This is a genomic window from Streptomyces sp. DT190 (assembly GCF_049846985.1).
Lineage (GTDB): Bacteria > Actinomycetota > Actinomycetes > Streptomycetales > Streptomycetaceae > Streptomyces.
Genome location: NZ_JBNCNM010000005.1, coordinates 318,166 through 344,212 on the forward strand (window position 1 = coordinate 318,166; position 26,047 = coordinate 344,212).

Annotated in this window: 24 protein-coding genes; 12 read left to right on the forward strand and 12 right to left on the reverse strand. The window is 72.3% G+C overall.

Annotation, left to right across the window (positions count from 1 at the left end):
- Positions 1-90: 90 nt before the first annotated feature.
- From ACPXCS_RS12840 to ilvA, 3 genes are all read right to left on the reverse strand, one after another.
- On the reverse strand, positions 91-891 hold the full coding sequence (locus tag ACPXCS_RS12840) for an ABC transporter permease (protein WP_425946673.1): 801 nt from the start codon (positions 889-891) through the stop codon (positions 91-93).
- Positions 888-1,865 (reverse strand): ATP-binding cassette domain-containing protein, encoded by a 978-nt coding sequence (locus ACPXCS_RS12845; protein WP_425946674.1) that lies wholly within the window; start codon positions 1,863-1,865, stop codon positions 888-890. Before ACPXCS_RS12845 ends, ACPXCS_RS12840 begins: the two co-directional genes overlap by 4 nt.
- Positions 1,866-2,026: 161 nt before the next feature.
- Positions 2,027-3,256 (reverse strand): threonine ammonia-lyase, encoded by a 1,230-nt coding sequence (gene ilvA, locus ACPXCS_RS12850; RefSeq protein WP_425946675.1) that lies wholly within the window; start codon positions 3,254-3,256, stop codon positions 2,027-2,029.
- A 163-nt stretch (positions 3,257-3,419) separates the two neighbouring features.
- Here ilvA and ACPXCS_RS12855 point away from each other — a divergent pair, with 163 nt between their 5' ends.
- The 3 genes from ACPXCS_RS12855 to ACPXCS_RS12865 all read left to right on the forward strand — a co-directional run bounded on the left by ACPXCS_RS12855 (position 3,420) and on the right by ACPXCS_RS12865 (position 5,310).
- Complete coding sequence (locus tag ACPXCS_RS12855; protein ID WP_425946720.1) at positions 3,420-3,926, forward strand: MarR family winged helix-turn-helix transcriptional regulator; 507 nt, start codon at positions 3,420-3,422, stop codon at positions 3,924-3,926.
- Between the two features lie 585 nt (positions 3,927-4,511).
- Positions 4,512-5,015, forward strand: a complete 504-nt coding sequence (locus ACPXCS_RS12860) for a sigma factor-like helix-turn-helix DNA-binding protein (RefSeq protein ID WP_425946676.1) — start codon at positions 4,512-4,514, stop codon at positions 5,013-5,015.
- A gap of 46 nt (positions 5,016-5,061) precedes the next feature.
- Positions 5,062-5,310: a hypothetical protein gene (locus ACPXCS_RS12865; RefSeq protein WP_425946677.1), complete on the forward strand. Its 249-nt coding sequence runs from the start codon at positions 5,062-5,064 to the stop codon at positions 5,308-5,310.
- Positions 5,311-5,326: 16 nt separating this feature from the next.
- On the opposite strand, the gene ACPXCS_RS12870 is transcribed toward ACPXCS_RS12865, so the two are convergent.
- Positions 5,327-6,481 (reverse strand): cystathionine gamma-synthase, encoded by a 1,155-nt coding sequence (locus ACPXCS_RS12870; RefSeq protein WP_425946678.1) that lies wholly within the window; start codon positions 6,479-6,481, stop codon positions 5,327-5,329.
- Between the two features lie 164 nt (positions 6,482-6,645).
- Here ACPXCS_RS12870 and ACPXCS_RS12875 point away from each other — a divergent pair, with 164 nt between their 5' ends.
- The 7 genes from ACPXCS_RS12875 to ACPXCS_RS12905 all read left to right on the forward strand — a co-directional run bounded on the left by ACPXCS_RS12875 (position 6,646) and on the right by ACPXCS_RS12905 (position 13,475).
- A complete protein-coding gene (locus ACPXCS_RS12875; RefSeq protein WP_425946679.1) occupies positions 6,646-7,764 on the forward strand; it encodes a hypothetical protein in 1,119 nt (372 codons plus the stop codon).
- Positions 7,765-8,471: 707 nt separating this feature from the next.
- A complete protein-coding gene (gene msrA / locus ACPXCS_RS12880; RefSeq protein WP_425946680.1) occupies positions 8,472-9,140 on the forward strand; it encodes a peptide-methionine (S)-S-oxide reductase MsrA in 669 nt (222 codons plus the stop codon).
- 115 nt (positions 9,141-9,255) lie between these two features.
- Positions 9,256-10,359 (forward strand): AI-2E family transporter, encoded by a 1,104-nt coding sequence (locus ACPXCS_RS12885; protein ID WP_425946681.1) that lies wholly within the window; start codon positions 9,256-9,258, stop codon positions 10,357-10,359.
- An 84-nt stretch (positions 10,360-10,443) separates the two neighbouring features.
- The gene (locus ACPXCS_RS12890) at positions 10,444-11,355 is read left to right on the forward strand and encodes an MFS transporter (protein WP_425946682.1); all 912 of its coding nucleotides are present in this window, start codon (positions 10,444-10,446) and stop codon (positions 11,353-11,355) included.
- A complete protein-coding gene (locus tag ACPXCS_RS12895; RefSeq protein ID WP_425946683.1) occupies positions 11,346-11,630 on the forward strand; it encodes a hypothetical protein in 285 nt (94 codons plus the stop codon). The genes ACPXCS_RS12890 and ACPXCS_RS12895 overlap by 10 nt, the downstream gene beginning before the upstream one ends.
- 156 nt (positions 11,631-11,786) lie before the next feature.
- The gene (locus tag ACPXCS_RS12900) at positions 11,787-12,494 is read left to right on the forward strand and encodes a DUF4389 domain-containing protein (RefSeq protein WP_425946684.1); all 708 of its coding nucleotides are present in this window, start codon (positions 11,787-11,789) and stop codon (positions 12,492-12,494) included.
- Between the two features lie 78 nt (positions 12,495-12,572).
- Positions 12,573-13,475, forward strand: coding sequence for a DUF5829 family protein (locus tag ACPXCS_RS12905; RefSeq protein WP_425946721.1), 903 nt, complete (start codon positions 12,573-12,575; stop codon positions 13,473-13,475).
- A gap of 96 nt (positions 13,476-13,571) precedes the next feature.
- On the opposite strand, the gene ACPXCS_RS12910 is transcribed toward ACPXCS_RS12905, so the two are convergent.
- Complete coding sequence (locus tag ACPXCS_RS12910) at positions 13,572-13,955, reverse strand: VOC family protein (protein ID WP_425946685.1); 384 nt, start codon at positions 13,953-13,955, stop codon at positions 13,572-13,574.
- Between the two features lie 147 nt (positions 13,956-14,102).
- A complete protein-coding gene (locus ACPXCS_RS12915) occupies positions 14,103-15,143 on the reverse strand; it encodes an NAD(P)-dependent alcohol dehydrogenase (protein WP_425946686.1) in 1,041 nt (346 codons plus the stop codon).
- 183 nt (positions 15,144-15,326) lie between these two features.
- Here ACPXCS_RS12915 and ACPXCS_RS12920 point away from each other — a divergent pair, with 183 nt between their 5' ends.
- The gene (locus ACPXCS_RS12920; protein ID WP_425946722.1) at positions 15,327-16,235 is read left to right on the forward strand and encodes a helix-turn-helix domain-containing protein; all 909 of its coding nucleotides are present in this window, start codon (positions 15,327-15,329) and stop codon (positions 16,233-16,235) included.
- Between the two features lie 63 nt (positions 16,236-16,298).
- Here the strand turns inward: ACPXCS_RS12920 and ACPXCS_RS12925 are convergent, their stop codons facing one another.
- From ACPXCS_RS12925 to ACPXCS_RS12945, 5 genes are all read right to left on the reverse strand, one after another.
- A complete protein-coding gene (locus ACPXCS_RS12925; protein WP_425946723.1) occupies positions 16,299-19,553 on the reverse strand; it encodes a S8 family serine peptidase in 3,255 nt (1,084 codons plus the stop codon).
- A 267-nt stretch (positions 19,554-19,820) separates the two neighbouring features.
- Entirely contained in the window at positions 19,821-20,504 is a 684-nt protein-coding gene (locus tag ACPXCS_RS12930; protein ID WP_425946687.1) for an ABC transporter ATP-binding protein, read from the reverse strand.
- Positions 20,505-20,547: 43 nt separating this feature from the next.
- Positions 20,548-21,990: an ABC transporter permease gene (locus ACPXCS_RS12935; protein ID WP_425946688.1), complete on the reverse strand. Its 1,443-nt coding sequence runs from the start codon at positions 21,988-21,990 to the stop codon at positions 20,548-20,550.
- A 149-nt stretch (positions 21,991-22,139) separates the two neighbouring features.
- Complete coding sequence (locus tag ACPXCS_RS12940; RefSeq protein ID WP_425946689.1) at positions 22,140-23,390, reverse strand: L,D-transpeptidase; 1,251 nt, start codon at positions 23,388-23,390, stop codon at positions 22,140-22,142.
- Between the two features lie 262 nt (positions 23,391-23,652).
- Positions 23,653-23,985 (reverse strand): hypothetical protein, encoded by a 333-nt coding sequence (locus ACPXCS_RS12945; RefSeq protein ID WP_425946690.1) that lies wholly within the window; start codon positions 23,983-23,985, stop codon positions 23,653-23,655.
- A gap of 109 nt (positions 23,986-24,094) precedes the next feature.
- Between ACPXCS_RS12945 and ACPXCS_RS12950 the strand changes: the two genes are divergently transcribed.
- On the forward strand, positions 24,095-24,409 hold the full coding sequence (locus ACPXCS_RS12950; RefSeq protein WP_425946691.1) for a hypothetical protein: 315 nt from the start codon (positions 24,095-24,097) through the stop codon (positions 24,407-24,409).
- An 88-nt stretch (positions 24,410-24,497) separates the two neighbouring features.
- Here ACPXCS_RS12950 and hutH read toward each other — a convergent pair whose 3' ends face one another.
- Positions 24,498-26,036 (reverse strand): histidine ammonia-lyase, encoded by a 1,539-nt coding sequence (gene hutH / locus ACPXCS_RS12955; RefSeq protein WP_425946724.1) that lies wholly within the window; start codon positions 26,034-26,036, stop codon positions 24,498-24,500.
- Positions 26,037-26,047: the final 11 nt, after the last annotated feature.

The window sequence follows — 26,047 nt, forward strand, 5'->3', positions numbered from 1 at the left end:
CCCCCCTTCCGGACCTCGACGTGCCCCCGGCGCCGCTGCGTCGCCGGGGGCATCGTCATGCCGTCGCCCATCGGGACGGATCCGCAGCCGTCAGCCGGTCGCCCGGCGGTACTTGCGGACCGCGAGCGTCCGGAAGAGCGCGATGATCGCGACCGACCAGATCAGCGAGGCCCACACCGGGTGCTGCATCGGCCAGGCGTCGGGCGTCTTGAAGCCCGGCGGCAGGTTGCCGAACAGCTCGCGGCAGGCCTGCACGACCGCGCTGAACGGGTTCCACTCGGCGATGTGCCGCAGGAAGGTCGGCATCTGGTTCGCGTCGACGAACGCGTTCGAGATGAAGGTCAGCGGAAAGAGCCAGATCAGACCGCCCGAGGTGGCCGCCTCGGGCGTGCGCACGGACAGGCCGATGAGCGCGCCGATCCACGAGAACGCGTACCCGAAGAGCAGGAGCAGGCCGAAGCCGGCGAGCACCTTGCCGACGTTCTCGTGCGTGCGCCAGCCGACGATCAGCGCCACGACGGCCAGGACGACGAGGGTGAGCGCCGTCTGCACCAGGTCGGCGATCGTACGGCCGGTGAGCACCGCGCCCCGCGCCATCGGCAGCGAGCGAAACCGGTCGATGAGGCCCTTGTGCATGTCGTCGGCGATGCCCGCACCCGCGCCCGCGGTGGCGAACGTGACGGTCTGGGCGAAGATGCCGGCCATCAGGAACTCGCGATAGGCCTGTGTCGAGCTGGACGAGCCGACCTGGATCGAGCCGCCGAACACGTAGGTGAACAGCACCACGAACATGATCGGCTGGAACAGCCCGAAGATGATCATCTCGGGGATCCGGCCCATGCGGATCAGGTTCCTGCGGGCGATGACGGCGGAATCGCTGATGGCGCTCACTGGGCGGCCTCCTTGTCGCTCTCGTCGTCCGCGGCCTCGGCGACGTGTCCCGTCAGGGACAGGAAGACGTCGTCGAGGGTCGGCCGGCGCAGGCCGATGTCGTCGATCTCGATGCCGCGCGTGTCCAGCTCGCGGATGACCTCGGCCAGGAGCTTGGCGCCGCCGGTCACGGGTGCGGTGAGCTTGCGCATGTGGTCCTCGACCGTGACCTCGCCCTTGGCGAAGCCGGTGAGGACCTCGGCGGCGGTCGGGATGTGCTCGCGCTCGTGCACCACGACCTCGACGCGCTCGCCGCCGGTGCGGGCCTTGAGCTGGTCGGAGGTGCCCTGGGCGATGACCTTGCCCTGGTCGACCACCGCGATGTCGTGCGCCAGGTGGTCGGCCTCCTCCAGGTACTGCGTGGTCAGCAGCAGCGTCGTGCCGCCGGAGACGAGCTGCTTGATGACCTCCCACAGCTGCTGGCGGTTGCGCGGGTCGAGGCCGGTCGTCGGCTCGTCCATGAACATCACGGGCGGCGAGACGACCAGGGCCGCGGCGAGGTCGAGGCGGCGGCGCATGCCACCGGAGTAGGTCTTGGTGGGGCGGTCGGCGGCGTCCGTGAGGTGGAACTGCTCCAGCAGCTCGGCCGCGCGCTCCTTCGCCGCCTTGGCCCTCATCTGGTAGAGCCGGCCGACCATCTGCAGGTTCTCCCGGCCGGTCAGGTATTCGTCGACCGCCGCGAACTGGCCGGACAGGCCGATGGAGCGGCGGACCGCGTCGGGCTCCTTCAGCACGTCGATGCCCGCGACGACGGCCCGCCCGCTGTCGGGCCGCAGCAGGGTGGTCAGACAGCGGACGGTGGTCGTCTTGCCCGCGCCGTTCGGCCCGAGCAGGCCGAGGACCGTGCCCTCGGGCACGTCGAGGCCGACACCGTCCAAGGCCCTGACGTCACCGAAGGTCTTGACCAGACCCTCGGCGTAAATGGCGCCTGGCATAAAGACCTCCACGTCTTCGGGGATGGCCGGACAGATGCCCGGTGAGGCTTCTCGTGAACACACCATAACGCGATGTATCGTGTCTCTCAACGAGTTTGTTCCGCGTGTGGCACGGGGGACGAAGGCGATCTTGGCCGGGCCGCCGGGCGGGCGGGCCCCGGTCAGTCGATGACCGTGTAGCCCGCCTCGCGCAGCGCACGGCCCACCTCGACGCAGTGCGCCGGGCCCTTCGTCTCCAGGTGGAGCTCGACCTCCGCCTCCGTGAGCCCGAGCCGCGGGTCGGTTCGCACATGGCTCACATCCAGGACGTTAGCGTCGACCACCGACAACACGCCCAGAAGTGTGGCGAGAGCGCCGGGCCGGTCCGTCAGCCGCAGCCGGACCGCCAGGTAGCGGCCCTGCGCGGCCATGCCGTGCCGCAGCACGCGCTGCATCAGCACCGGGTCGACGTTGCCGCCGGACAGCACCGCCACGACCGGGCCCTCGAAGGCGCCGGGCTCGCTCAGCAGCGCGGCGACCGGGCTCGCCCCGGCCGGCTCGACGACCAGCTTGGCCCGCTCCAGGCACAGCAGCAGCGCGGCGGACAGCTCGTCCTCGGTGACCGTGCGCACCTCGTCGACCAGCTCACCGATGATCCCGAACGGCACGTCGCCCGGCCGCCCGACCCTGATGCCGTCGGCCATCGTCGCCGGGTTCTCCACCGCCACGGGCCGGCCCGCCGCCAGCGAGGGCGGGTAGGCCGCCGCGCCCGTCGCCTGCACGCCCACGATCCGCACGTCCGGGCGCACGGCCTTGACCGCCACCGCGATCCCGGCGGCCAGCCCGCCGCCGCCGACGCCGACCACGATCGTGCGCACCTCGGGGCACTGCTCCAGGATCTCCAGGCCCACCGTGCCCTGGCCCGCGATGACGTCGGGGTGGTCGAAGGGGTGGATGAACACCGCGCCCGTCCCGGCCGCGTACTCCTGCGCCGCGGCCAGCGTCTCGTCGACCACCTGGCCGTGCAGCCGCACCTCGGCCCCGTACTCGCGGGTGGCGCTGACCTTGGGCAGCGGGGCGCCCTGCGGCATGAACACCGTGGAGCGCACGCCGAGCAGGGAGGAGGCGAGGGCGACGCCCTGCGCGTGGTTGCCCGCGCTGGCGGCGACCACACCGGCGGCGCGCTCCTCGGGCAGCAGCCCGGCGATGCGCACGTACGCGCCGCGCAGCTTGAACGAGCCCGTCCGCTGGAGGTTCTCGCACTTGAGGTGGACCGGCGCGCCCACCGTGCGCGACAGGTGCCTGCTGGTCTCCATCGCGGTCTCCCGCGCCACACCCGAGAGCATCTTCCGCGCGCCGCGCACGTCGTCGGGGGTGACGAGCCGAAAGGAGTCAGCCGTGCTGTAGCTCATGACTCCAGCATCGCAGTTCACGGACGGGCACGGCCGTTGTGACCAACCTCCGAGACCCGCTTTGCGCAGCGCCGGTACGACCCGCCTTCCGGCCGCGTACCCTGTCCCCCAATCTGCCAGCCCTCCACGAAGTGAGCCCCCGGCCATGCCCACAACACCTGAAATGTCGATGGACATGACGACCGTCGGTGACACCGGTCTCCTCGACACGCTGCAGCACGAGGTGGCGTTGTTCGCCCGTCGTGCCGAACAGACCCGGCTCGGCGGGGTGGGGCAGGTGCGCAACTCGATGGATCGCGCCGCGTACCTGCTGCTCAACCGGCTCGACAAGGAAGGGCCGATGGGCGTCAAGGCGCTCGCGGCGAGCATGGGGATCGACTCGTCCACGGTCACCCGGCAGGTGGCCCCCCTCGTCGACACCGGCCTGGTCAAGCGCACGTCCCACCCGGAGGACGGGCGGGCGGTGGTGCTCCAGCTGTCCCCGCGCGGGCAGTCCCGGCTGGAGGAAGTGCGGTCGTCGCGTCGCCAGTTGATGGCCGAGCTCACCCACGACTGGAAGCCGGAGGAGCGCGAGGCGTTCTGCTCCCTCCTGACGCGGTTCAACACGGCTCTGTCGTCGCGGATGTCGGCGCAGGGCGTACCCGGCCCCGAGGCGCAGTCCGGCTCCTGACCGCCTGGACCACCCGGCCGCAGGAGGGCTCCCGCGTGTGACGCGGAGCGCCGCACGGACCGCACACCCCGCACGGAGGCGGACGCCGACACCGCCGCCCGGCAGGCACGGTCACCCTGCACGGCCGCAGCAAGCGACCGGCCCGGCACGCACGCGTGCCGGGCCGCTGTGTTCGGAGGGCTCGGACGTTCGGCGGGCGGGGTGGATGCCGGCGGGCGCGGGCCGGTGGTGAGGATCGGCAGGTGTGCACGGGCACGAGCGCGTATCGGCACCGGTCGTGCCGACATCCCCGGGCCGACCGGCGCGGGCGGGCGCCCGTGTGTGCCGACGGCACGGCCGTTCCGCGCGCCGGGGCGGGTGCCGACGCGCGCAGGCGGGGGGAGCCGACACGCGTGCGTGGCCGGGAGCCGCGCTCGGCGGGCCCCCGCCGCACCGGCCGTGCGTCCCACGCCCGCGTGACGCACGGCCGGTCCGGGCGTGCGCGGCTCTTGACCTCCGGGGCGCCTCTGGCCTGATATGAGACCGGGTCCCCGCCGCGTGCGGCCGGGGGCGCATCCTCAGGTTCGCCGTCGGGCGGGAGGCGAGGTGCGAGAGCGGCATGCGACCCGGGCAGCCCGTCGCGCCCGGGAGTTCGAGGCGTTCGTCGCCGGCGCGGCCGGGCGGCTGCTGCACGCCGCCACCCTGCTCACCGCGGAGGCCCCGGACGACAACCCGCGCGCCCGGCGGCTGCTGACGCTGTCGCTGGCCCACACGTACGCCCGCTGGGACGGGCTGCGCGGCGAGGATCCCTACGACCGCACCCGCCAGGACCTGGCCACCCGCTTCGCGCGCGGCGCCTGGCACCGGCACGGCGGACTCGGCCGCTCCCGTCCGCACCCCGTGGGCCCGCTGGCCGCGCTGACCCCGCAGGAACGGCTGATCCTCGTGCTCAGGCTCCACGAGGGCGTCGCCGAGGAGCAGGCGGCGGCTCTGCTGGGCCTGACCCCGGAGCGCGTACGGGCCGTCTGCCACCGGGCGACGACCGCGCTGCTGCACCGTCCGCGCGGCCCGGCCCCGGCCGTCCCGGCCGCGAAGGCGGTGCCCTCATGACACGACCCGCGCGGGGCGGCGGTCCCGCCGGCGACCGGAGGCGGACATGAGCGGCAACGACCGCGAGGCGGCGGTGCGGCGGATCCTGGAGCAGGCGCCGCGGCCGCTGCCGCCCGACATCCACCCGGAGGCGGTGCGCCGGGGCACCCGCATCCTGCGGCGCCGCACGCTCGCCCGCCGCGCGCTGTGGCTGCTGCTGTTCGCGGCGGCCGTGGCGTTCGCCGTGTGGGCGATGAACGCCCAGCCGTGGGTGGAGCCGCCGTCCGACACGACTCCACCCCTCACCGGCTGGTGAGCCGGCCGGTGCCCGGCTAGCCGAGCGCCTGCTGCAGGTCCTCCAGCAGGTCGTCGGCGTTCTCGATGCCGACGGACAGCCGCACCAGGTCGGCGGGCACCTCCAGGGCCGAACCGGCGGTGGAGGCGTGCGTCATGCGGCCGGGGTGCTCGATCAGCGACTCGACGCCGCCCAGGGACTCGCCCAGCGTGAACACCTTGGCCCGGTTGCAGACCTCGACGGCCGCCTCCTCGCCGCCCGCGACGCGGAAGGAGATCATGCCGCCGAACGCCTTCATCTGCTTGGCGGCGACCTCGTGGCCGGGGTGCTCGGGCAGGCCCGGGTAGAGCACGCTCGTCACGCGCGCGTGGCGGCTGAGCATGTCGGCGACCTTGGTGGCGTTCTCGCTGTGCCGGTCCATCCGTACCGCGAGCGTCTTGGTGCCGCGCAGCACCAGCCAGGAGTCGAAGGGACCCGCGACGGCGCCCATCGCGTTCTGGTGGAAGGCCAGTTCCTCGCCGAGCCCGGGGTCGCTGACGACGAGGGCACCGCCGACGACGTCCGAGTGGCCGCCCATGTACTTGGTCAGGGAGTGCACCACCACGTCCGCGCCGAGGGACAGCGGCTGCTGCAGGTACGGCGTGGCGAAGGTGTTGTCGACGACGAGCCTGGCGCCCGCGTCCCGGGCCACCTGGGCGACGGCGGCGATGTCGGTGATGCCGAGGAGCGGGTTGGAGGGGGTCTCCACCCACACGACCTTGGTCTTCGGGGTGAGGGCGGCCCGTACGGCGGCCGGGTCGCTCGTGTCGGCCACCGACCACTCCACGCCCCAGCGGGCGACGACCTTGGCGAACAGGCGGAACGTGCCGCCGTAGGCGTCGTTGGGGATGACCACGTGGTCGCCGGGGCTGAGCAGGGTGCGCAGCAGGCAGTCCTCGGCCGCCAGCCCGGACGCGAACGCGAGGCCGCGGCGGCCGCCCTCCAGGGCGGCGAGGTTCTCCTCCAGCGCGGTCCTGGTCGGATTGGCGCTGCGGCTGTACTCGTAGCCGCCGCGCAGGCCGCCGACGCCGTCCTGCTTGTACGTGGACACCTGGTAGATCGGCGGGACGACCGCGCCCGTCAGGGGGTCGGCGGTGTTGCCCGCGTGGATCGCGAGCGTCTCGAAGTGCTGACTGATGTGCCTGTCGCTCATGGGCACCGAGGGTAGTGCGCGGAGGCGGTGCGTGCCGGAGTACCAGGTCACACGGGCCCCGGCCCGGGTTCCTCCCACCGGCGGCGAGGGCGGTCCGGCCGGGTTTTCCACAGGTTCGCCGACCGGGTTGGCCAATTGTCGGGGCGGTCTGGTTCGCTTGTCGCATGGAGATTCTCTGGGTCCTGATCGCGCTGGTCATGCTGGGCTTCGTGCTGCTTCCCTTCCTGCGGCGCGGGCGCGGTGCGATCGGGCTGGTCTCCCCCGACCACCCGGACGCCGCGGACCCGGCGAACTACGGCTTCGTCCGCGAGGAGGAGCTCGACATCCGCATGCCCGGCCCCGACCAGGACCTGATGGACGTCCTGGACGTGGTGCAGCGCACGCAGGACCATCGCGCGGCCCAGCAGCTCCTGGCGGGCACGGAGACCGAGGGCGAGCGCCGCTGGCAGCGCGTGCAGGCCTTCGCGGGCGCGGCCTCGCTGGAACTCGCGCAGCGGCCCGGCGGGGTGAGCGAGTCGCCGGGCGGTCAGTGGCTGCGGGTGTGGCGGGCCGAGGCGCCCAAGGACGCGGGCGGTGCCGCGGTGCACGCCGAGTTCCTGGTGCAGCAGGCGTGGCGGACGGCGTCGCCCGGCACGGACGAGTTCCGGATCATCATGGAGGAGGCGAAGGCGGCGTGCGGCGATGCGGCGCTGCTGGCCCCCGGCGATCCGATCCCGTACATCGTGGAACTGTCGGTGGCCCGCGGTCTCGGCTACTCGCAGAAGGAGTTCGAGCAGCTCTGGCTGAAGATCCTGGACCGCGCGCCGAACCACATGGGGGCGCATCTGGCCGCGCTGCACTACTGGTGCGAGAAGTGGCACGGCTCGCGTGAGCTGGCGTACTCGTTCGCGGAGGCCGCGGCGGCAAGGGCGCCGCAGGGCTCGCTGCTGGCGGCGATGCCGCTGTTCGCGGTGTTCGAGCACCTGCCCGAGGTGACGCTGGTCAGCGGCTTCTGGCAGACCGAGGTGGTCACGAAGGCGGTGCACGGCGCGCTGCACGCGGTCCACTCGGCCCGCGCGGACGACCCGATGCTGGCGCACGTGCGGCACCTGCTGGTCTTCTTCCTGGTCCGCGGCGAGCGCTGGTCCGAGGCGATGAGCCAGCTGGTCCACGTCGACGGGCACGTGGGCGCCCTGCCCTGGACGCTGTCCGCCGACCCGGCCGGGGAGTTCGCGGTGTACCGGGCCCTGGCGGTGGCGGGCTACGAGGCGAACGGCGGCAGCCCGGCGAACCTGCCGCACTGAGGCCCACCGCGGGCAGGCACCGGGGCTCGGCTCCGGGGCGGACACCGGTGACCCGCTCCCGGCGGGCACCGGCCAGACTCCGTCAGGCGCCGACGGGTTCCGGGCGGGCGCCGGATACGCCCCCGGCAGGCACCGCACAGACCCCGGCGGGCGCCGCACACGCTCCGGGCGGACGCCCGACAGACCCCGGCGGACACCGGACAGACTCCCGGCAGGGACCGGACCGATTCCCGGCGGGCGCCGCACACGCTCCGGGCGGACGCCCGACAGACCCCGGCGGGCACCGCACGAACTCCCGCCGGGCGCCGCACACACTCCCACCGGGCGCCCGGCAGTCTCCCGGCCGGCACCGGACAGACTCCCAGCGGGCGCCCGACCGATACAGGGCGGGCGCCGCACACGCTCCGGGCGGACGCCCGACAGACCCCGGCGGGTATCGCACGGACTCCCGCCGGGCGCCGGACGCACTCCCACCAGGCGCCGAACACGCTCCCACCGGGCGCCCGGCAGACTCCCGGCCGGCACCGGACAGACTCCCAGCGGGCGCCCGACCGATACAGGGCGGGCACCGCACGCGCTCCCGGCGGGCGTCGGGCCGGAATGCCCGAAGGTCGGGGCCGGTTGCAGCGGACGTCGCCCGCAGCAGGGCGGCGCACCTTCACCGGCCACCGCCGGGGAAGGCGGCCCCGAAGACCGCTGGAGACCGCATGTTCCCGTTCAGCCGCACGCCCGGGCTGCCGACCCGCGAGCAGGCCCTGACCGGCCGCCCCGAGCCGCTGTTCACGGTCCCCGACCGCCACACCGTCCTCGGCAACCCGCTGCTCGGCCCCTACCCCGAGGGCCTGGAGACCGCCGACTTCGGCATGGGCTGCTTCTGGGGCGCCGAGCGGGTGTTCTGGCAGCTCCCGGCCGGTGTCTGGACGACCCTGGTCGGCTACCAGGGCGGCCACACCGAGCACCCCACCTACGAGGAGGTCTGCTCGGGCCTGACCGGCCACACGGAGGTCGTGCGGGTGGTGTACGACCCGGCGGTGCTGTCGTACGAGCGCCTGCTGAGGACGTTCTGGGAAGCCCACGACCCCACGCAGGGGTTCCGCCAGGGCAACGACGTGGGCACGCAGTACCGCTCCGCGATCTACACCCACTCCCCCGGCCAGGAGGCCACCGCCAAGGCGTCCCGCGCCGCCTACCAGCGGGTGCTGACCGCCTCCGGCCACGGGACCGTCACCACGGAGATCGTCCCCGCCGATGGCCGCCCTTTCTACCCGGCCGAGGCCTACCACCAGCAGTACCTCGACAAGAACCCGGCCGGTTACTGCGGCATCGGCGGCACGGGCGTGTCCTGCCCGATCGGGGTGGCCCCGGCCGACGGGTGAGCCGGCGGCCCCGTCGAGAACCCGGCGGCGGCGCACCCCTCCGGCGCGCACAAGGTCGTGTGACGCGGCGGACGGATGTGTCCACAGGGGCGCGTGCACCCCATAGGGTGCCTTCGTGACTGCACCCCTGAGTTCCTCCAGATCCCGTGCCGCGCTGCGGATATCCGCGCGGACGTCCGGTGAGTTGCTGCTGGTGTTGGCCGGACTGGCCGTCTCTCTGTGGTTGCTGGGCCGCATGTGGTCGGTGGTGTGGCCGCTGGTGTGCGCCCTGCTGATGACCACGCTGACCTGGCCCGCCGCCCGGTTCCTGCGGCGCCGCGGCTGGGCGCCCGCGCTCGCGGCCTCGGTGGTGACCGTGCTGTTCCTGCTGCTCCTGGCGGGTGTGGTGGCGTTGATCGCCGTGCCGGTGGCGTCCCAGTCCGGGGAGCTGTCCGACGGCGTGGTCGAGGGCATCCAGCGGCTGCGCGAGTGGGCCGCCGGGCCGCCGCTGAACATCGGGGACGCCCAGATCGACAAGGCCTTCGACTCCGCGGTCTCCCGTGCCCAGGACGGCCTCGGCAGCATGGTCGGTGCCGTCGTCACCGGGGTGAGCACCGTGGTCAACGGGGTCGTCACCGCCGTGCTCGCCCTGTTCCTGATGTTCTTCTTCCTGAAGGACGGCCCGCGGTTCCTGCCCTGGCTCTCCCGTCAGCTGCCCGGCCGGCTCGGCACCGACGTCCCGGTCGTGTTCGGCCGCGGCTGGGAGACCCTCGGCTCGTTCGTGCGGTCCCAGGCGGCCGTCGGTCTGCTCGACGCCGTCCTGATCGGCCTGGGCCTGTGGATCCTGGGCGTCCCGCTGGTGCTTCCCCTGGCGGTGCTGACCTTCGTCTCCGCGTTCGTGCCGATCATCGGCGCCCTGTTCGCGGGCTTCGTCGCGGTCCTCATCGCGCTGGTCTACAACGGCCTGATGGACGCGCTGATCGTGCTGGCCATCATCATCGTGGTGCAGCAACTGGAGGGCAACGTCTTCCAGCCCATGATCCAGAGCCGCGGCCTCGGCCTGCACGCGGCCGTCGTGCTGCTGGCGGTGACGCTCGGCGGCAACCTCGCCGGGATCGTGGGCAGCCTGCTCGCCGTGCCGGTCGCCGCGCTGATCGCGGTGGTGTGGAACTACCTCCGCGAGCAGCTCGCCGACCCGCCGCCGCCCGGGCCGGGCGAGACCGAACCGGACCTCGCCTGACCCGTCCCGTCGAGGCCGCGCGCCCGCGGGCGGCCGGGCACGCCGCGCCGGGCGGACGGCGGCCCGCGGGTTACGGTCGGCGGCATGAACGGTGATCGCCCCGGGTGGCACCGGTGCCTGCTCGGCGGCGCGGTGTTCGCCGTGTGCATGGCCGGCACCACGCTGCCCACCCCGCTCTACCCCCTCTACCAGGCCGGATTCGGCTTCTCCGAGCTGACCGTCACGGTCGTCTACGCCGTGTACGCCTTCGCCGTCATCGGCGTGCTGCTGCTGGCGGGCAACGCCTCGGACACCGTGGGCCGCCGGCCGGTGCTGCTGTGGGGCCTCGGGTGCGCGGCGGCCGCCGCCGTCTGCTTCCTGTGCGCGACGGGCCTGGGCTGGCTCTACGCGGGCCGGCTGCTGTCGGGCCTGTCCGCCGGCCTGTTCACCGGGGCCGCCACGGCGTACGTGATGGAGCTGGCCCCGGCCGGCGGTGCCTCCCGGGCCACCTTCGTGGCGACGGCCGCCAACATGGGCGGACTGGGCTGCGGTCCCCTGCTGGCCGGGCTGCTCGCGCAGTACGCCCCCTGGCCGCTGTACCTGCCGTTCGCCGTCCACCTCGCCCTGGTGGCCGCCTCGGCCGCCGTGGTGCTGCGGCTTCCGGAGACCGTGCGGGAGCTGCGGCCGGTGCGCGCGGTACGGCCGCGGCGGCCCGCCCTGCCCGCCGAGGTGCGTCCGGTGTTCGGGCCGGCGGCGACCGCCTCGTTCGTGGGGTTCGCGCTGTTCGGGGTGTTCACGGCCGTCAGCCCGGCCTTCCTGGCCGAGTCGCTGGACCTGCGCGACCACGCCGTGAGCGGGCTGGTCGTCGCCCTGGCCTTCTTCTCCCCGCCGGGCAGCTGGTGGCCGGGCGGGTGGGGGTGGCGCGGTCGTTGCCGCTGGGCTGCGCGGGGCTGCTCACCGGGCTCCTGCTGCTGGCCGGCGCGCTGCATCGGGACCTGCTCGCGCTGGTGGTGCTGAGCGCGCTCGTCGGCGGGGTCGGTCAGGGACTGGCCTTCCGCGGGGCGCTGTCGGCGGTGGCCGGTGCGTCGCCCGGGGACCGGCGCGCGGCGGTGATCTCGACGCTGTTCGTGGTGGCGTACGCGGGGATCTCGCTGCCGGTGATCGGGGTGGGGCTGCTGACGGGCCCGATGGGTCTGGAGGGGGCGGCGCTGGTGTTCATCGCGTGCATGGGGGTGCTGGTCTCGGCCGCCGCCGGCTATCTGCTCCGGCGGCCGGTGCGGGTTGAGGCCTGAGCGGATGGGGCTTGCTCCGGCGGCCGGTGCGGGTGGAGGCCTGAGCGGACGGGGCCGCGGCCCCCCGAACGGCCGAACCGGGCTCGCGGCGCACCTCCCGGCAGTGTGAGCCTGAACGGGCGTGGGGTGAGGGGGTCGCGAGAGGAGTTTCTCCGGATGCCGCCTGTCACCGCGTCGCCGGTGCGCCTGGAGGCGCACGTCGATCCCCGGCTGTCCCGATGGATGTGGCTGGTGAAGTGGCTGCTCGCCGTCCCGCACTACATCGTGCTGTTCTTCCTCTTCATCGCGTTCGGCGTGGTGACCGTGATCGCCTTCTTCGCCATCCTGTTCACCGCCCGGTACCCCAGGGCGCTGTTCGACTTCAACGTCGGCGTGCTGCGGTGGAACTGGCGCGTCGGCTACTACGCCCACACCGCGCTCGGCACCGACCGCTACCCGCCCTTCACCCTCGCCGACGTGCCGGACTACCCGGCGCGGCTCGACGTCGCCCACCCCGCGCGGCTGTCGCGCGGTCTGGTCCTGGTGAAGTGGTGGCTGCTGGTGATCCCGCAGTACATCGTCGTCGGGATCCTCGTCGGGGGCTGGGGCTGGGGCGGCGAGGAGAACGACGGCTGGGGCGGGGGCGGGCTGCTGCCCTTCCTGTCGCTCGTCGCGGTGGTCGTCCTGCTGTTCACCGGCCGCTACCCCCGGCACCTCTTCGACTTCCTGATCGGTCTCGCCCGCTGGATCGCGCGGGTCACCGCCTACGCCGCGCTGATGACCGACCAGTACCCGCCGTTCCGGCTGGACCAGGGCGGCCGGGAGCCGGCGCAGGGCATCCCGCCGCCGGCTCCCGGCCCGGGTCCGTCGCTGTCCAAGGAGTGACCCGGGCTCCGTAATCCACAGCGGAAGCCTCTCCTCCCCGCCTACGCTCCCCGCATGGTTCTCAGACGAGCGTTACAGGTGATCATGGTCATGGCCCTGGCCCTCGCGGGGGCGGTCCAGGGCGCCGCGCACGCCGCGGACGGCGGCGGGGGCGGACGGCAGCTGCTCTTCTACAACCACGCCTACGGCGTGCTCGACCGGGAGACCGCCGACGCGATCGAGCACTCCGCGTACCTGCGCGACTTCGCGAACTTCCAGGTCCGCACCACGACCGGATCCGGCGGGCGGACCTGGACCGGCCGCTACCTCCTGGGCCGCGAGACCTACCTCGAACTGTTCGGCGTCGGCGACCTGCCCGGCAAGGACGGCACCCTCGGCGCCGGCGGCATGGGCGTCTCGGCGGACCGCGCCGGCGACCTCGCGACGGTCACCGCCCGGCTGCGCGAGCGGGGCGGCGACCCGGTGGAGTTCCCGCAGACCCGCGACTTCGGCGACGGCGTGCCCGTGCCGTGGTTCGACGCGGTGTTCACCACCGACCGGTACGACCTGTTCGGGGCGTGGGGCATGGAGTACCGGCCGGAGTACTTCGCCGACCCGCGCGGCGCCACGGAACCCGCGGCGCACCCCGGTGACGTGGGCCGGGAGCGCTACCTGTCCGACGGCTACCGCGACCGGCTGATGCGGGACGTGACCGGCGTCCGGATCGCGGTGACCCCGGGGGACCTCGCGGCCACCGTGCCGCTGCTGGAGGCCGGCGGGTTCGCGGTGCGGTCCGTGCCGGGCGGCGTCGTCGCGAAGGGCGGCGGCACCACGCTCCGGTTCGACGCCGTGCCCCTGGACCAGGTCGGTCTGAGGCAGGTGGAGATGTCGCTGAACAGGCCCGTCCCGGACCGCCACGTCGAGCGGCTCGGCCACTCGCGGCTCACCGTCGGCCCCGGCGCCCGCGCCGTGTGGACCTTCGGCGTGCCCTCCGGCGCGTAGCGCCCGGTTCCGGCCGGCCCTCGCCCGTCAGCAGGTCACCGGTCGCGTACGGGAACGGGGACGGGCGGCGCGGGGGACGGGCGGCTCCGGTGCGGTTCAGCCGCCGCTGCCGTACGGCCGGGTGATGATCTCCAGGCGGTGGCCGTTCGGGTCGTCGAAGTACACGCCGCGGCCGCCGTCGTTGTGGTTGATCTCGCCGGGGCGGCTGTGGAACGGGTCCGCCCAGTACGTCAGACCCGCCTCCTTGATCCGGGCGAAGATCTCGTCGAACTCCTCCTCCGAGACCAGGAAGGCGTAGTGCTGCGAGGTGATGGCGCCGGGGCAGTCCATGTAGTCGAGCGTGACGCCGTTGGAGATCTCGACCGGCAGGAACGGGCCGTAGGGCGCGCTCACCTCCAGTCCCAGGATGTCGGCGAGGAACCGGGCCGAGGCGCGCTTGTCGCGCGCGGCGACGATCGTGTGGTTCAGCTGCACGGTCATGGCGGGCCTCCCCTGACGTACCGGCGAATCCCCTGCGGAGCACTTTCCCCTGTGTACCCCGCGAGCGGGCCCTCGCGCATCCCTGACACGCGCCGAGGGCCCCGGCGCGGGTGCGCCGGGGCCCTCGGTCCGCCTGACGGCGCGGGCTCAGATCGTGGCCGTGTCGATCACGAACCGGTACCGCACGTCGCTGGCGAGGACCCGCTGGTACGCCTCGTTGATCTGGTCGCCGCGGATCAGTTCGATCTCGGCGCCCAGGCCGTGCTCGGCGCAGAAGTCCAGCATCTCCTGGGTCTCCGCGATGCCGCCGATCATGGAACCGGCGAGGGACTTGCCGCCGCCGATCACCGAGAAGAGGTTCAGGGAGATGGGCTCCTCGGGGGCGCCGACGTTGGCCAGCGTGCCCTCGGTCTTCAGCAGCGACAGGTACGCGCCGAAGTCCAGCGGGGCCGAGACCGTGGAGACGATCAGGTCGAAGGTGCCGGCCAGCTCCTCGAAGGTCTTCGGGTCGCTGGTGGCGTAGTAGTGGTCCGCGCCCAGCTTCAGGCCGTCCTCGCGCTTGCGCAGGGACTGCGACAGCACGGTCACCTCGGCGCCGAGCGCGTGCGCGATCTTCACACCCATGTGGCCGAGGCCGCCGAGGCCGACGATCGCGACCTTCTTGCCGGGGCCCGCGCCGAAGCGCTTGAGCGGCGAGTACAGGGTGATGCCGGCGCACAGCAGCGGCGCGGCGACGTCCAGGGAGAGGCCGTCGGGGATGCGGACGACGAAGTTCTCGTCGACGACGACCTTCTCGGAGTAGCCGCCGTAGGTGGGCTCGCCGTCCTTGCCGATGCCGTTGTACGTCGGGATGTTGCCCTTGACGCAGTACTGCTCACGGCCGGCCTTGCAGTTCTCGCACTCGCGGCAGGAGTCGACCATGCAGCCGACGCCCACGCGGTCGCCGACGGCGAACCTGGTGACGCCCGCTCCGACCTCGGAGACGACACCGGCGATCTCGTGGCCGGGGACCATCGGGAAGATGCCCTCGCCCCAGCCCTCGTTGGCCTGGTGGATGTCGGAGTGGCAGATGCCGGCGAACTTGATGTCGATCAGGACGTCGTGCTCGCCGACCTGGCGGCGTTCGATGGTGGTGCGCTCCAGCGGTGCCTTGGGGGCGGGAGCGGCGTACGCAGCAACAGTGGTCATGCCGGGGTTCTCCTAGCGGGGGTCGTGCGCCCGGCTGCCTTCTGGATCTTCCTGCCGGGCACGCTCTCCACCGTGCCCGAATCCCGGGGTGCCACCCAGACCACGGTTCTGCGTACGCACAGCGTGCGTACCACTGGCGGGGTCAGGCTGGTGTGCGTACGACCGGTGATACTGGACAGCATGGTGGACGAACAGCCCGAACCCGCACAGACGGCCGGAGGCGGCCTGGACCGGCGCGCCGAGCTCAGCGAGTTCCTGCGCACCCGGCGGGCCCGGCTGAAGCCGGAGGACGTCGGGCTGCCCGACTTCGGGCGGCGGCGGGTGCCCGGGCTGCGCCGGGAGGAGCTGGCGCAGCTGGCCGGGGTGTCAGTGGCCTACTACACACGGCTCGAGCAGGGCAACGGCCACAACGTCTCGGCGGAGGTGCTGGACGCGATCGCGCGGGCCCTGCGGCTGAACGACGCCGAGCACGCGCACCTGACGCACCTGGCGAAGCCGAAGCAGCACAAGAAGAAGCAGACGGCGCGCAGCCGGCAGGTGCGGCCGGCGCTGCGGCACCTGCTGGACTCGATCGACAGCGTCCCGGCATACGTCGTCGGGCGCCGCTCGGACGTGCTGGCCTGGAACCGGATGGCCGCGGCCCTCTTCGGCGACTGGGCGGAGCTGCCGGCCCAGGACCGGAACTGGGCGCGGCTCGTGTTCCTGCGGCCCGAGTACCGCGAGCTGTTCGTCGAGTGGGACCAGAAGGCGTCCGACATCGTCGGCTACCTGCGCATGGACGCGGGCTGCCACCCGGATGACCCGCAGCTGTCCGCCCTGGTGGGCGAGCTGTCGGTGAAGAGCGAGGAGTTCCGCCGCCTGTGGGCCGCCCACGACGTCAAGGAGAAGAGCTACGGCGTCAAGCGCATGCGCCACCCCCTGGTCGGCGACCTGACCCTGTCCTTCGAGACGTTCCGCCTGGTCGACGACGCCGAGCAGTCCCTGATCACGTACCACGCGGAGCCGGGCAGCCCCTCGGCGGAGGCCCTGCGCCTGCTGGCGAGCTGGGGGGCGGACGCGACGCGGGCGGGCGCCGGGAGCCAGGCCCCGTAGACGCGCGACGGCCCGCCGGAAGCCGAGGCTCCCGGCGGGCCGCTCACGAACGGGCCCTACGGCCTACTTGCCGTAGTACGCGTTGTAGATCGAGATCGTCGACTTGTTGCCCTTCTTGTCGGCGATCTTGGCGTGGAAGGAGATGGCCTTGCCCTTCGCCGGGTTCTTGAAGGAGACCTTGCCCTTCTTGACGGCGAGCTTCTTCCAGGTCTTGCCGTAGTCGTACGAGACGTACACCGACAGCGACTTCAGGTTGCCGCCCTTGGCGGCGCCCTCGACGGTGACCGGGACGGTCACCTGCTTGCCGGCCGGGACCTTGCTGTCCAGGCCGGTGGCCGCGTTGAAGCGGACCGAGGAGGCGGGCAGCTGCTTCAGGTCAGTGGTCTTCTTCGAGCGGAACGTCCAGGCGGCGTCGATGCGGGTGGAGGCCGCCGCGACCTTGACGCTGCGCTTGACCGACGTCGTGAGCTTGTACTCGGCGTCACCGGCCGGGACCTTGAACGACTTCTCACCGAACAGCGGGTCGTCGTTGGTGCCGACCTTCTTGCCGTTGCGGTACAGCGTCGTGGCCGCCGACGTGAACTGCGAGTAGCCCACGTTGCCCTTGCCGTCGGCGAACAGCGGCAGGGAACCGAAGATCTCGTTGCCCTCGCGGAAGAGGCCGAAGTCGGCGGTGAGACGCGGTCCGAAGACGGCCGTGTTGACGGTCTCGGAGTAGCTCTTGCCGGCCGCGTACTTCTGCTGGCCCATCGCGTAGACGGCTTCGTCGATCGGGAAGCCGTCCGGGTCCACCCCGCCGTACTGGGAGAACTCCAGCTGCCACTCCACGCCGCCCTGGGCGGACAGGTGCAGCGTCCGGGTGCCGGGCAGGGCCTGCTGGATGCCGATCGAGGTGGCGCCGGAGCTCCACGGCATCCAGCCCACCGCGCTGATCGCGCCCTTCTTGCCGCTCGTCGGGGCGCCGAGGCCGGCCTTCACCGTGGCCAGCTCACCGGCCTTGTAGTGCTTGGTGAACCCGGTGGCCAGCTGCTTGACCGGGCCGCCGGCGATGGTGTTGTACTCCTCCTTGGGGCCCTTGCTCCAGTGGCCGTCCCACTGCTGGGTCACCGAACCGTCGGTGATCTGCGGGCCGACGTGGGCGCTGCGGATGTCGGCGAAGGAGTCCAGCCACCAGCCGTAGCCGTAGCTGGAGTCACCGGTCGTCACCGTGTAGTCCGCCGAGGCGAACTCCGACTTGGTGCCCGAGGCCGGAACGGTGATGTCCACCTTCTTGGCCTTGCGGGCGTCCAGCGTGACCGTCGTGTTCTTGGTGACGTTCAGCTTGGGCTGCGCGAGCCAGTCGACACCGGCGAACGTTTCCGGGTCGTCGCCCACGTAGACGTTGCCGTTGAGGACGTAGGTGCCCTTGGGCAGCCGCGTGGTGACCGTGCCGTCCGCGTCGTACGGCATGGCGCCCTTGCCCTTGCCCAGGCCCGCGATGCCGGTCAGGTCGGCGCTGTAGTTCTTCGCCGGCTGCCCGTCGCGGTTCAGGACCTTCAGCGTGACGTCGTACGACTCGACCTCGCGCTGCACCGCCGCCGCCGTGCGCACCGTCTGGCCGCCGCCCGTCGCCGTCACGTACGAGGAGTACGCGCCGTCGAGCGTGCCGCCCAGCCTGGTGTCGACCGTGAACGGGACGGAGGCCTTGCCGCCGGCCGGGACGGTCACCGAGGTGGCGCCGAGCTTGAAGAAGCCGGCCGGGGCGGCCTGGCCCTTCGGGTTGGTGGCGGTCGACGCCAGCTGCAGCGTGACGTCCTTCGTACCGAGGTTGCGGTACGTCAGCTCCTTGGTGACCGGCTTGTCGTCGGTGTGCGGCCACTGCTGGATGCCGAAGCTCACCGACACCGGCTCGGCGACGACGGTCTGCTTGATGGCCTTGTCGACCTGGATGCGGCCCGAACCCTGCTGGAACGGCGTGTACTTGCCGCCCTTGGTGGAGCCGGTGAGGGCGCCCTTGAGCTCGGAGTACTTCCACTCCGGGTGCTGCTGCTTCAGGATCGCCGCCGCGCCCGCCACGTGCGGGGTCGCCATCGACGTCCCGGAGATGGTCATGTAGCCGGCCGGCTTCTCGCCGACGTCCTGGGCTATCAGGTTGCCCGGGGCGGAGGCCGCGGTGATGTCCACGCCGGGCGCGGTCACGTCGGGCTTGAGGGCGCCGTCCGTGCCGGGGCCGCGGCTGGAGAAGTCCGCCAGCACGTCCTTGTCGTCGACCGCGCCGACGGTCAGGGCCGCCGCGGCGCTGCCCGGAGAGCCGACGGTCTGCTCGCCGAAGTCGCCCTCGTTGCCGGCGGCGATGGCGAACAGGACGCCCTTCTCCTCGGAGAGCTTGTTCACCACCGCTTCCATCGGGTCGATCTCCGGTGTGTCCAGGCCGCCCAGGCTCATGTTGATGACGTCGGCGCCCTGCGCGGCGGCCCACTCCATGCCGGCGACGATCTCGGAGTCGCTGCCGAATCCGGCGTCGTCGAGGACCTTGCCGTTGAGGATCTTCGCGCCGGGCGCGACACCCTTGTACGTGCCGCCGGACTTCGCGCCGGTGCCGGCCGCGATGGCGGCGACGTGCGTGCCGTGGCCGACCTTGTCGGAGGTGTCGGGCGCGGCGGAGAAGTTCTTGGCGTCGACGACCTGGCCCTTGAGGTCGGCGTGCGTGCCGTCGACACCGGTGTCCAGGACGGCGATCTTGACGCCCTTGCCGTCGTAGCCGGCCGACCACGCCTTGGGGGCGCCGATCTGTGCGACGGACTTGTCGAGGCTGGCCTTGCGGACGCCGTCGAGCCAGACGTGCGCGATGCCGGCTGCGGTCTTGTCGCCGTTGGTGACGGCGTCCCAGAGCTCGGGGGTCTCCCCCTGCGGCGTCTGGACCGCGTCGGCGTTGAGGGTCTTCAGGGTGCGGCTCAGGGTGCCCGCGTCCCGCACGTCGGCCTTGGTGGCCGCGGCGCTGCCCTGGTAGCCGACGATGACCTTCAGGCCCTTCTTCTGGGCCTTGCGGGTCGCGGACTTGTTGAGCTCGGTGACGTCGAAGAGACGCTGGTCGAGCTTGCCCGTGGCGACGAGACGGGCGGCGTCGGCCGGGATCACGAGGGTGTGGCCGTCGATCCTGCGGACCTGGACGGGTACGTCCTCACGGCCCTTGGCCCGCTGCAGGCCGACGACGCGGCCCTTGGCGTCCAGGGCGACCCGGTCGCCGGTGATCAGCGTGATGTGGTGCTTGGCGGTGAGCGCGGCCCGCTTGGAGGCCGCGGCCGTCCGCTCGCCGTCGGCTGACGCCGGGCTGGTCATGCCCGCCGCGAGGGCCACGGCTGCCGCTGTGGCGACCGTGGCCGCGCACGCCCTTTTCACTTGTCTGCGCAAGTTTCCCCCTTGCAGAAGTACCGGGCGAATTCCCCGTTCACCCGGCCGGGGGTGGTCTCGTACGCATGCGCGTGCACCCCCCGGAATACGCAGTATGCCGAGGGGTGATCAGGCACTCAATAGATGAGAAGAAGGTAAGAAATTCGTCGGCTGACTGTTACACGGCCGCCGGAACTCCGTTACAGGGTCGCGGCGTTACGCCCGCGTGTTCTCCTTGACGGTGATTCGGCCCTTGCGGATCGTCGCCAGGCGCGGGGCCTTCTTCGCGAGGGCCGAGTCGTGGGTCACCATGATGAAGGTGAGCCCGAGCTCCTTCCACATGCGTTCGAGCACGTCCATGATCTCGTCGCGCGTCGACTCGTCGAGATTGCCGGTGGGTTCGTCGGCGAGCAGCACCTTCGGCTGTTTCACCAGGGCCCGGGCGATGGCCACGCGCTGCTGCTGACCGCCGGACATCTCGCCGGGCAGATGGCCGAGACGTTCTCCGAGACCGACCGATTCCAGTGCCTGCGCGGCTTGTTCCCGGCGCTGTTTCGGCTTCACTCCGAGAGGGACGAGGGCGGTTTCGACGTTTTCCTGCGCGGTGAGCGTCGGGATCAGGTTGAAGGACTGGAAGACGAAACCGATGTTCTCGCTTCTGACGCGGGTGAGCCGGGCCTCCGGCAGCGCGGCGAGGTCGGTGCCGTCGAGGACGATCCGGCCCGAGGTGGGGCGATCCAGACCGCCGAGCATCTGCAGCAGGGTGGATTTGCCACCGCCGGTGGGGCCCTGGATGACCAGGCGGTCGCCGTCGGGGATGGTGAGGTCGATGCCGTCGAGTGCCCGGACGGTTTCTCTGGACCGGGTGTAGTGCTTGGTGACTGCGCTCAGTTCGTACACGGGTGGCTCCTGGTCGGGTCCGGTGGCGGGAGGGGGACGGGCGTCACTCGACTCGGCGCAGCGCGTCCGCGGGGCGCAGCCGTGCGGCCCGCCAGCCTCCGAACGCACCGGCGATCAGGCCGCCCGTCACCGCCAGGGCCACCGCGAGGGCGATGGTCGTGGGGCTGACGGGTGCGGTGAGGGCGACATCGAGGGTCTGCTGCGCCGCCGGCCCGCCCGGCCCGGCCCGGAAGGCACCGGGGCCGCCGGCGCCGCCGCCCGCGCCCAACTGGGCCTGGAGCGTGGGGCTCACGGCCGTCACCGCGTACGCGCCCGCCAGCCCCAGCGCGATGCCCAGCACCCCGCCGACCAGGCCGTTGACGACCGCCTCGCCGACCACCTGCCGGGTCACCCGGCCCGACTTCCAGCCCAGGGCCTTGAGCGTGCCGAACTCACGGACCCGGCGGGAGACCGCCGAGGACGTCAGCAGGCCCGCCACCAGGAACGCGGCCACGAGCACCACGACCGACAGCCACCTGCCCACGCTCGCGGCCAAGGAGGAGGCCGTGGACAGGGAGCCGGAGACGGTGTCGGCGAGGTCGGCGGAGGTGGTGACCGTCGTGCCGGAGACGTTCTTCCGGATCTCCGACTTGACGGCGTCGATCCGCTGCGAGTCGGTGGCCCTGACGTAGATCGTGGTGACCTTGTCCTCGGCGTCGGCCAGCGTCTGGGCCTGCCGCAGCGGGATGTAGAGGTCGGCGGCAGCGTCCCCGCTGTCGGCCGTGGCGATGCCGACCACCTCGAACTTCGTGCTCCTGATGGTGACCGTGGACCCCGTCCTGAGCTTCTTCTCCTTGGCGTACGACGCGTCGGCCACGGCGACCGCGGCGTTCGTCTCACCCGTGGTGAAGGTCCGGCCGCTCGTGATCCTGGAGGAGGTCAGCGGACCGAGGGCCGGCCTGGTGACGTCGGTGCCGTAGACCGAGTAGCTGTTGACGTCGAAGTCGGCGCCGCCGCCCTCGACGCGGCCCTGCGGCGAGGGCTGGGCGCCCGGGCTGCGGCCCTGTTCACCGCCCTGGCCCTGCTGGAACCGCCCGCGCGTGAACTCGCCGCTGACCTTGAGGACCTGCAGGCTCAGCCCGCCCACCGCGTCCGCGACGCCGCTCTGCCCGGCCACCTCACCCACGGTCGAGCTCGCCAGCGTCTGGAAGCCCTGCACCATGACGCGGTCGCTGCTCTGCTCGCCGCCGGAGTCGTCGTCCTGCGCGTCGAACCGGAAGCGCGGCCGCTCGGAGCCGGCGGCGGCCGGTGCCGCGGCCTTGGTGACGGTCATGTCCGTGCCCAGCCCGTACAGCGACTCGAGGACCTTGTCCTGCGCCCTGCCCATGCCGGCGGAGACGGAGGTGACGACGATGACCAGCGCGATGCCCAGCGCGAGTCCGGAGGCGACGACGAGGGCCGCCTTTCTGCGGCGGCGCAACTCGCGCCTCAGGTAGGTGAAGAACATGGCGGCAAGCTAGGGACGCTCTGTGATGAGCGGTTGAGCCGCGCATAAGAGCCGGATGAGAAGCGGCGGGCGGCGGGAAAAGCGGAAGCCGCCGCCCACCCCTCGCGCGAGGGACGGGCGGCGGCTGTGCGCGTGTCGCCGAAGGACCGTCAGACGGCCGAGCCGGCCTTCCAGTCGGCCCAGTTCATGTTCCAGCCGTTGAGGCCGTTGTCCGGCGCGATGGTCTTGTCGCCGGTGTTCTCGACGACCACCACGTCACCGAGCATCGAGTTCTTGAAGAACCACGCGCCCGGGGTGTTCGGGTCGTCGGCACCCTTGGCGTCCTGCAGGCCCACGCAGCCGTGGCTGGTGTTGACGCTGCCGAAGATGGACTTCGCGCCCCAGTAGTTGCCGTGGATGAACGTGCCGGAGCTGGAGAGGCGGATGGCGTGCGGCACGTCCTTGATGTCGTACTCGCCCTTGCCGTCGTCGTCCGTGAAGCCCACGGTCGCGCCGTTCATGCGCGTCTCCTTGAACTTCTCGGACATCACCATGACGCCCTCGTAGGTCTTGTTCTCCGGCGAGCCCGCGGAGATCGGGATCGTCCGGACGACCTTGCCGTCCTGCGTGACCTTCATCTGCTTGGTCTTCGCGTCGACGTACGAGATCTGGTTGCGGCCGATCTTGAAGGTGACCGTCTTCTGCTGGACGCCGTAGACGCCCTCGGCGCCCTCGACACCGTCGAGAGCGAGCTTCAGCGTGACGGTGGAGCCTTCCTGCCAGTAGTCCTCGGGCCGGCAGTCCATGCGGTTGGCGTTGAACCAGTGGCAGGCGACCTCCTGGCCGCTGGTCGTGCTGACCGTGACGCCCTTCTGGACGGCCGCCTTGTTGGTGATCGCCTTGTCGAAGTTGATCGAGACCGGCATGCCGACGCCGACGGTGGTGCCGTCGTCCGGGGTGAAGTTGCCGATGAAGCTGTTGGCCGGGGAGACCGTGGTGAACGAGGCGTTCTCGTGGGCGACGCGTCCGTCGGAGTCCTTCGCCTCGGCCGCCAGCTTGTAGGTGGTGGACCGCTCCAGCTGCGTGCTGGGCTTCCAGCTGGTCTTGTCGGCGGATATCTGTCCGCTCACCTCGGTGCCGTCGGCCGTCGTCATCTTCACGTTCGTGAGCGTGCCCTTGCTCACGGTGACGGCGGCGGAGTTGTTGATCGAGGCGTTGTTCGAGCCGTCCTTCGGCGTGATCTTGATCTGGGCCTCGGAGGTCTTCTGGGCCGCGGCCTCGTCGACCTTCGACTGGGAGCTGTCACCGCCGTCGCTGCCGGAGGCGCTGTCGTCGCCGCCGGAACAGGCCGAGAGCATCAGCACTCCGCCGAGCAGTGCGGACGCGACCGTCAGGCCCTTGCGCCGCTTACTGACCGTCATCACACGCTTCTCCATCGTTGCCGATTTCCCCAAAACCCCGAGCCCCCGCCACCAACCAAGTGCCCCCGTCGGGACTCGTGAGTCCCCGTCCGGAACTTTCAACGCTACGGCCGGCCGGTCCGGTTCCCCAGGTGGCGGGGGTGTGGGGATCACCACGTCCGTGGCGGACGGTGCAGGACGTCACCGGTGTGGCCGTGCGCCGCTTGAGACGCGAGGACCCCGGGCGGCGGTTGCCGCCCGGGGTCACGAGGTTCCCGCGCGGTCAGCCGTCGCTGTCGTCGTCGCCATCATCCTCGTCGAGGTCCCAGTCCGGCGAATCGGGGTCGTAGTCGATCCGCTCGCTGCTCCACGAGGCCTGCTGGAGCTCGACCCCGGGCATCTCACTGACCAGGTCGAACGGATCGACGAGGTACGCGAGGGCCTCCGCGGTGTCTTCCGTCACAGCGGCCTCGGCGTGGGCCCGCTCCGCCGCCGGCATCCCGTCGTCGCCGGCGATCCGGCCGAGTGCGGACTTGGTGACCGTGCCGGGGTCCTCGATCTCGACGACGAGTTCCACTCGAAGCCGTACAAACCGTGATGTCTCTGGAGTGCTCATGGCGGGAGCGTACGGCCAAGGCCTCCTGTGACTTTCCCGTGACCCGCGCCTTTCACTAACATCGCCCCACACGGCCAATTCGCCGACGTCACAAGGGGATCGATATTCCGTGTCATCCGCTCGCCGTCCGTTGCTGACCGCCACCGCAGCGGCGACCCTGCTGGGCGCCCTGTGGTTCGTCCCGTCCGCCAACGCGACGTCGGACTCACCGGTGAGAGACGCGGTCTCGACGAGCCCGTCGCCGCAGGTCACGGAGCAGGCCCGGATCGCGGCCACGACGGCGGACGCCTCCGTTCCGGGGACCCGCCTCGCGGACACCGGAAGCTTCGACAGCACGCCGTACGTGGTCGGCGGGACCTTCTGCCTCACGCTGGGTGCCGGCTTCGTCGTGTACTCGGTCCGCCGGGAACGCCTCGGTCTCTGACCGCACTTGCGGCCGCCTTCGCCGTCCCCGCGGCGGACGGCGAAGGGGCCCCGCCGCACGGCGGGGCCCCCGGGGGCGCTTTTCCGTCCTACCGGAGCGGGCCGGTGACCGCCTCCACCGCCGCCAGCAGCCGCCCGTCGCGCACGAACGCTTCCGCGGCGGCCAGGTCGGGCGCGAGGTACCGGTCGGGACCGGGGCCCTGCACCCCCGCCTCCCGCACGGCGTCGATGACGGCCTGGCTCGCGGGCGCCGGGCTGAGTCCCTCGCGCAGCTGGATCGCGCGGGTGGCGGCGTACAGCTCGACGGCGAGGACCCGGGTGAGGTTGTCGACGGCCGTGCGCAGCTTGCGCGCCGCCGACCAGCCCATGGAGACGTGGTCCTCCTGCATGGCGGAGGACGGGATCGAATCGGCGGACGCCGGTACGGCGAGCCGCTTCAGCTCGCTCACCAGCGCGGCCTGCGTGTACTGAGCGATCATCAGACCCGAGTCCACACCGGCGTCGTCGGCGAGGAACGGCGGCAGGCCGTGGCTGCGGTTCTTGTCGAGCAGCCGGTCGGTGCGCCGCTCGGCGATGGAGCCGAGGTCGGCGGCGGCGATGGCGAGGAAGTCCAGCACGTAGGCGACCGGCGCCCCGTGGAAGTTGCCGTTGGACTCGACCCGCCCGTCGCGCAGCACCACCGGGTTGTCCACGGCGGACGCCAGCTCCCGGTCGGCGACCAGGCGGGCGTGGGCCAGGGTGTCCCGCCCGGCCCCGGCGACCTGCGGGGCGCAGCGCACCGAGTAGGCGTCCTGGACGCGCGGCGCGTCGTCCTGGTGATGCCCGGTCAGGCCCGAGCCCTTCAGCACGGCCAGCATGTTGGCGGCACTGGCGGCCTGGCCCGGGTGCGGCCGGATGGCGTGCAGCTCGGGGGCGAGGACCTTGTCGGTGCCGAGCAGGGCCTCCAGGGACAGGGCGGCCGTGACGTCGGCGGACCGGTAGAGGGTCTCCAGGTCGGCCAGGGCCATGACCAGCATGCCGAGCATGCCGTCGGTGCCGTTGAGGAGGGCGAGGCCCTCCTTCTCGCGCAGCTCGACCGGCTGGATGCCGTGCGCGGCCAGCAGTTCGGCGGCCGGGCGCACGGTGCCGTCGGGGCCCTCGGCGTCCCCCTCGCCCATGAGCGCCAGCGCGCAGTGGGACAGCGGGGCGAGGTCGCCGGAGCAGCCGAGGGAGCCGTACTCGTGCACGACCGGGGTGATCCCGGCGTTGAGCAGGTCGGCCATGGTCTGCGCGACCTCGGGGCGCACGCCGGTGTGCCCGGAGCAGACGGTCTTCAGCCGCAGGAACATCAGGGCGCGCACGACCTCGCGCTCGACCCGGGGGCCCATGCCGGCGGCGTGCGAGCGGACGATGTTGCGCTGGAGCTGGGCGCGCAGCTCGGGGCTGATGTGCCGGGTCGCCAGGGCGCCGAAGCCGGTGCTCACGCCGTACACGGGGTCCGGCTTGGCCGCCAGCGCGTCCACGATCTCGCGGGCCGCGGCGAGGGCGGCCACGGCCTCCCCGGAGAGCTCGACGCGGGCGCCGCCGCGCGCCACGGCGAGCACGTCGGACGCGGTCACGCCGGACGTCCCCACCACCACAGTGTGCATATCCATATTCA

Bases quoted from the DNA above. Each gene is read 5' to 3' on its own strand.
- ACPXCS_RS12940 (WP_425946689.1), bottom strand. From the start codon at position 23,390: ATGACGGTCAGTAAGCGGCGCAAGGGCCTGACGGTCGCGTCCGCACTG.
- ACPXCS_RS12855 (WP_425946720.1), top strand. From the start codon at position 3,420: ATGTCGATGGACATGACGACCGTCGGTGACACCGGTCTCCTCGACACG.
- ACPXCS_RS12865 (WP_425946677.1), top strand. From the start codon at position 5,062: ATGAGCGGCAACGACCGCGAGGCGGCGGTGCGGCGGATCCTGGAGCAG.
- msrA (WP_425946680.1), top strand. From the start codon at position 8,472: ATGTTCCCGTTCAGCCGCACGCCCGGGCTGCCGACCCGCGAGCAGGCC.
- ACPXCS_RS12875 (WP_425946679.1), top strand. From the start codon at position 6,646: ATGGAGATTCTCTGGGTCCTGATCGCGCTGGTCATGCTGGGCTTCGTG.
- ACPXCS_RS12925 (WP_425946723.1), bottom strand. From the start codon at position 19,553: ATGACCAGCCCGGCGTCAGCCGACGGCGAGCGGACGGCCGCGGCCTCC.
- ACPXCS_RS12945 (WP_425946690.1), bottom strand. From the start codon at position 23,985: ATGAGCACTCCAGAGACATCACGGTTTGTACGGCTTCGAGTGGAACTC.
- ACPXCS_RS12900 (WP_425946684.1), top strand. From the start codon at position 11,787: ATGCCGCCTGTCACCGCGTCGCCGGTGCGCCTGGAGGCGCACGTCGAT.
- ilvA (WP_425946675.1), bottom strand. From the start codon at position 3,256: ATGAGCTACAGCACGGCTGACTCCTTTCGGCTCGTCACCCCCGACGAC.
- ACPXCS_RS12910 (WP_425946685.1), bottom strand. From the start codon at position 13,955: ATGACCGTGCAGCTGAACCACACGATCGTCGCCGCGCGCGACAAGCGC.
- ACPXCS_RS12935 (WP_425946688.1), bottom strand. From the start codon at position 21,990: ATGTTCTTCACCTACCTGAGGCGCGAGTTGCGCCGCCGCAGAAAGGCG.
- ACPXCS_RS12870 (WP_425946678.1), bottom strand. From the start codon at position 6,481: ATGAGCGACAGGCACATCAGTCAGCACTTCGAGACGCTCGCGATCCAC.
- ACPXCS_RS12845 (WP_425946674.1), bottom strand. From the start codon at position 1,865: ATGCCAGGCGCCATTTACGCCGAGGGTCTGGTCAAGACCTTCGGTGAC.
- ACPXCS_RS12890 (WP_425946682.1), top strand. From the start codon at position 10,444: ATGAACGGTGATCGCCCCGGGTGGCACCGGTGCCTGCTCGGCGGCGCG.
- hutH (WP_425946724.1), bottom strand. From the start codon at position 26,036: ATGCACACTGTGGTGGTGGGGACGTCCGGCGTGACCGCGTCCGACGTG.
- ACPXCS_RS12915 (WP_425946686.1), bottom strand. From the start codon at position 15,143: ATGACCACTGTTGCTGCGTACGCCGCTCCCGCCCCCAAGGCACCGCTG.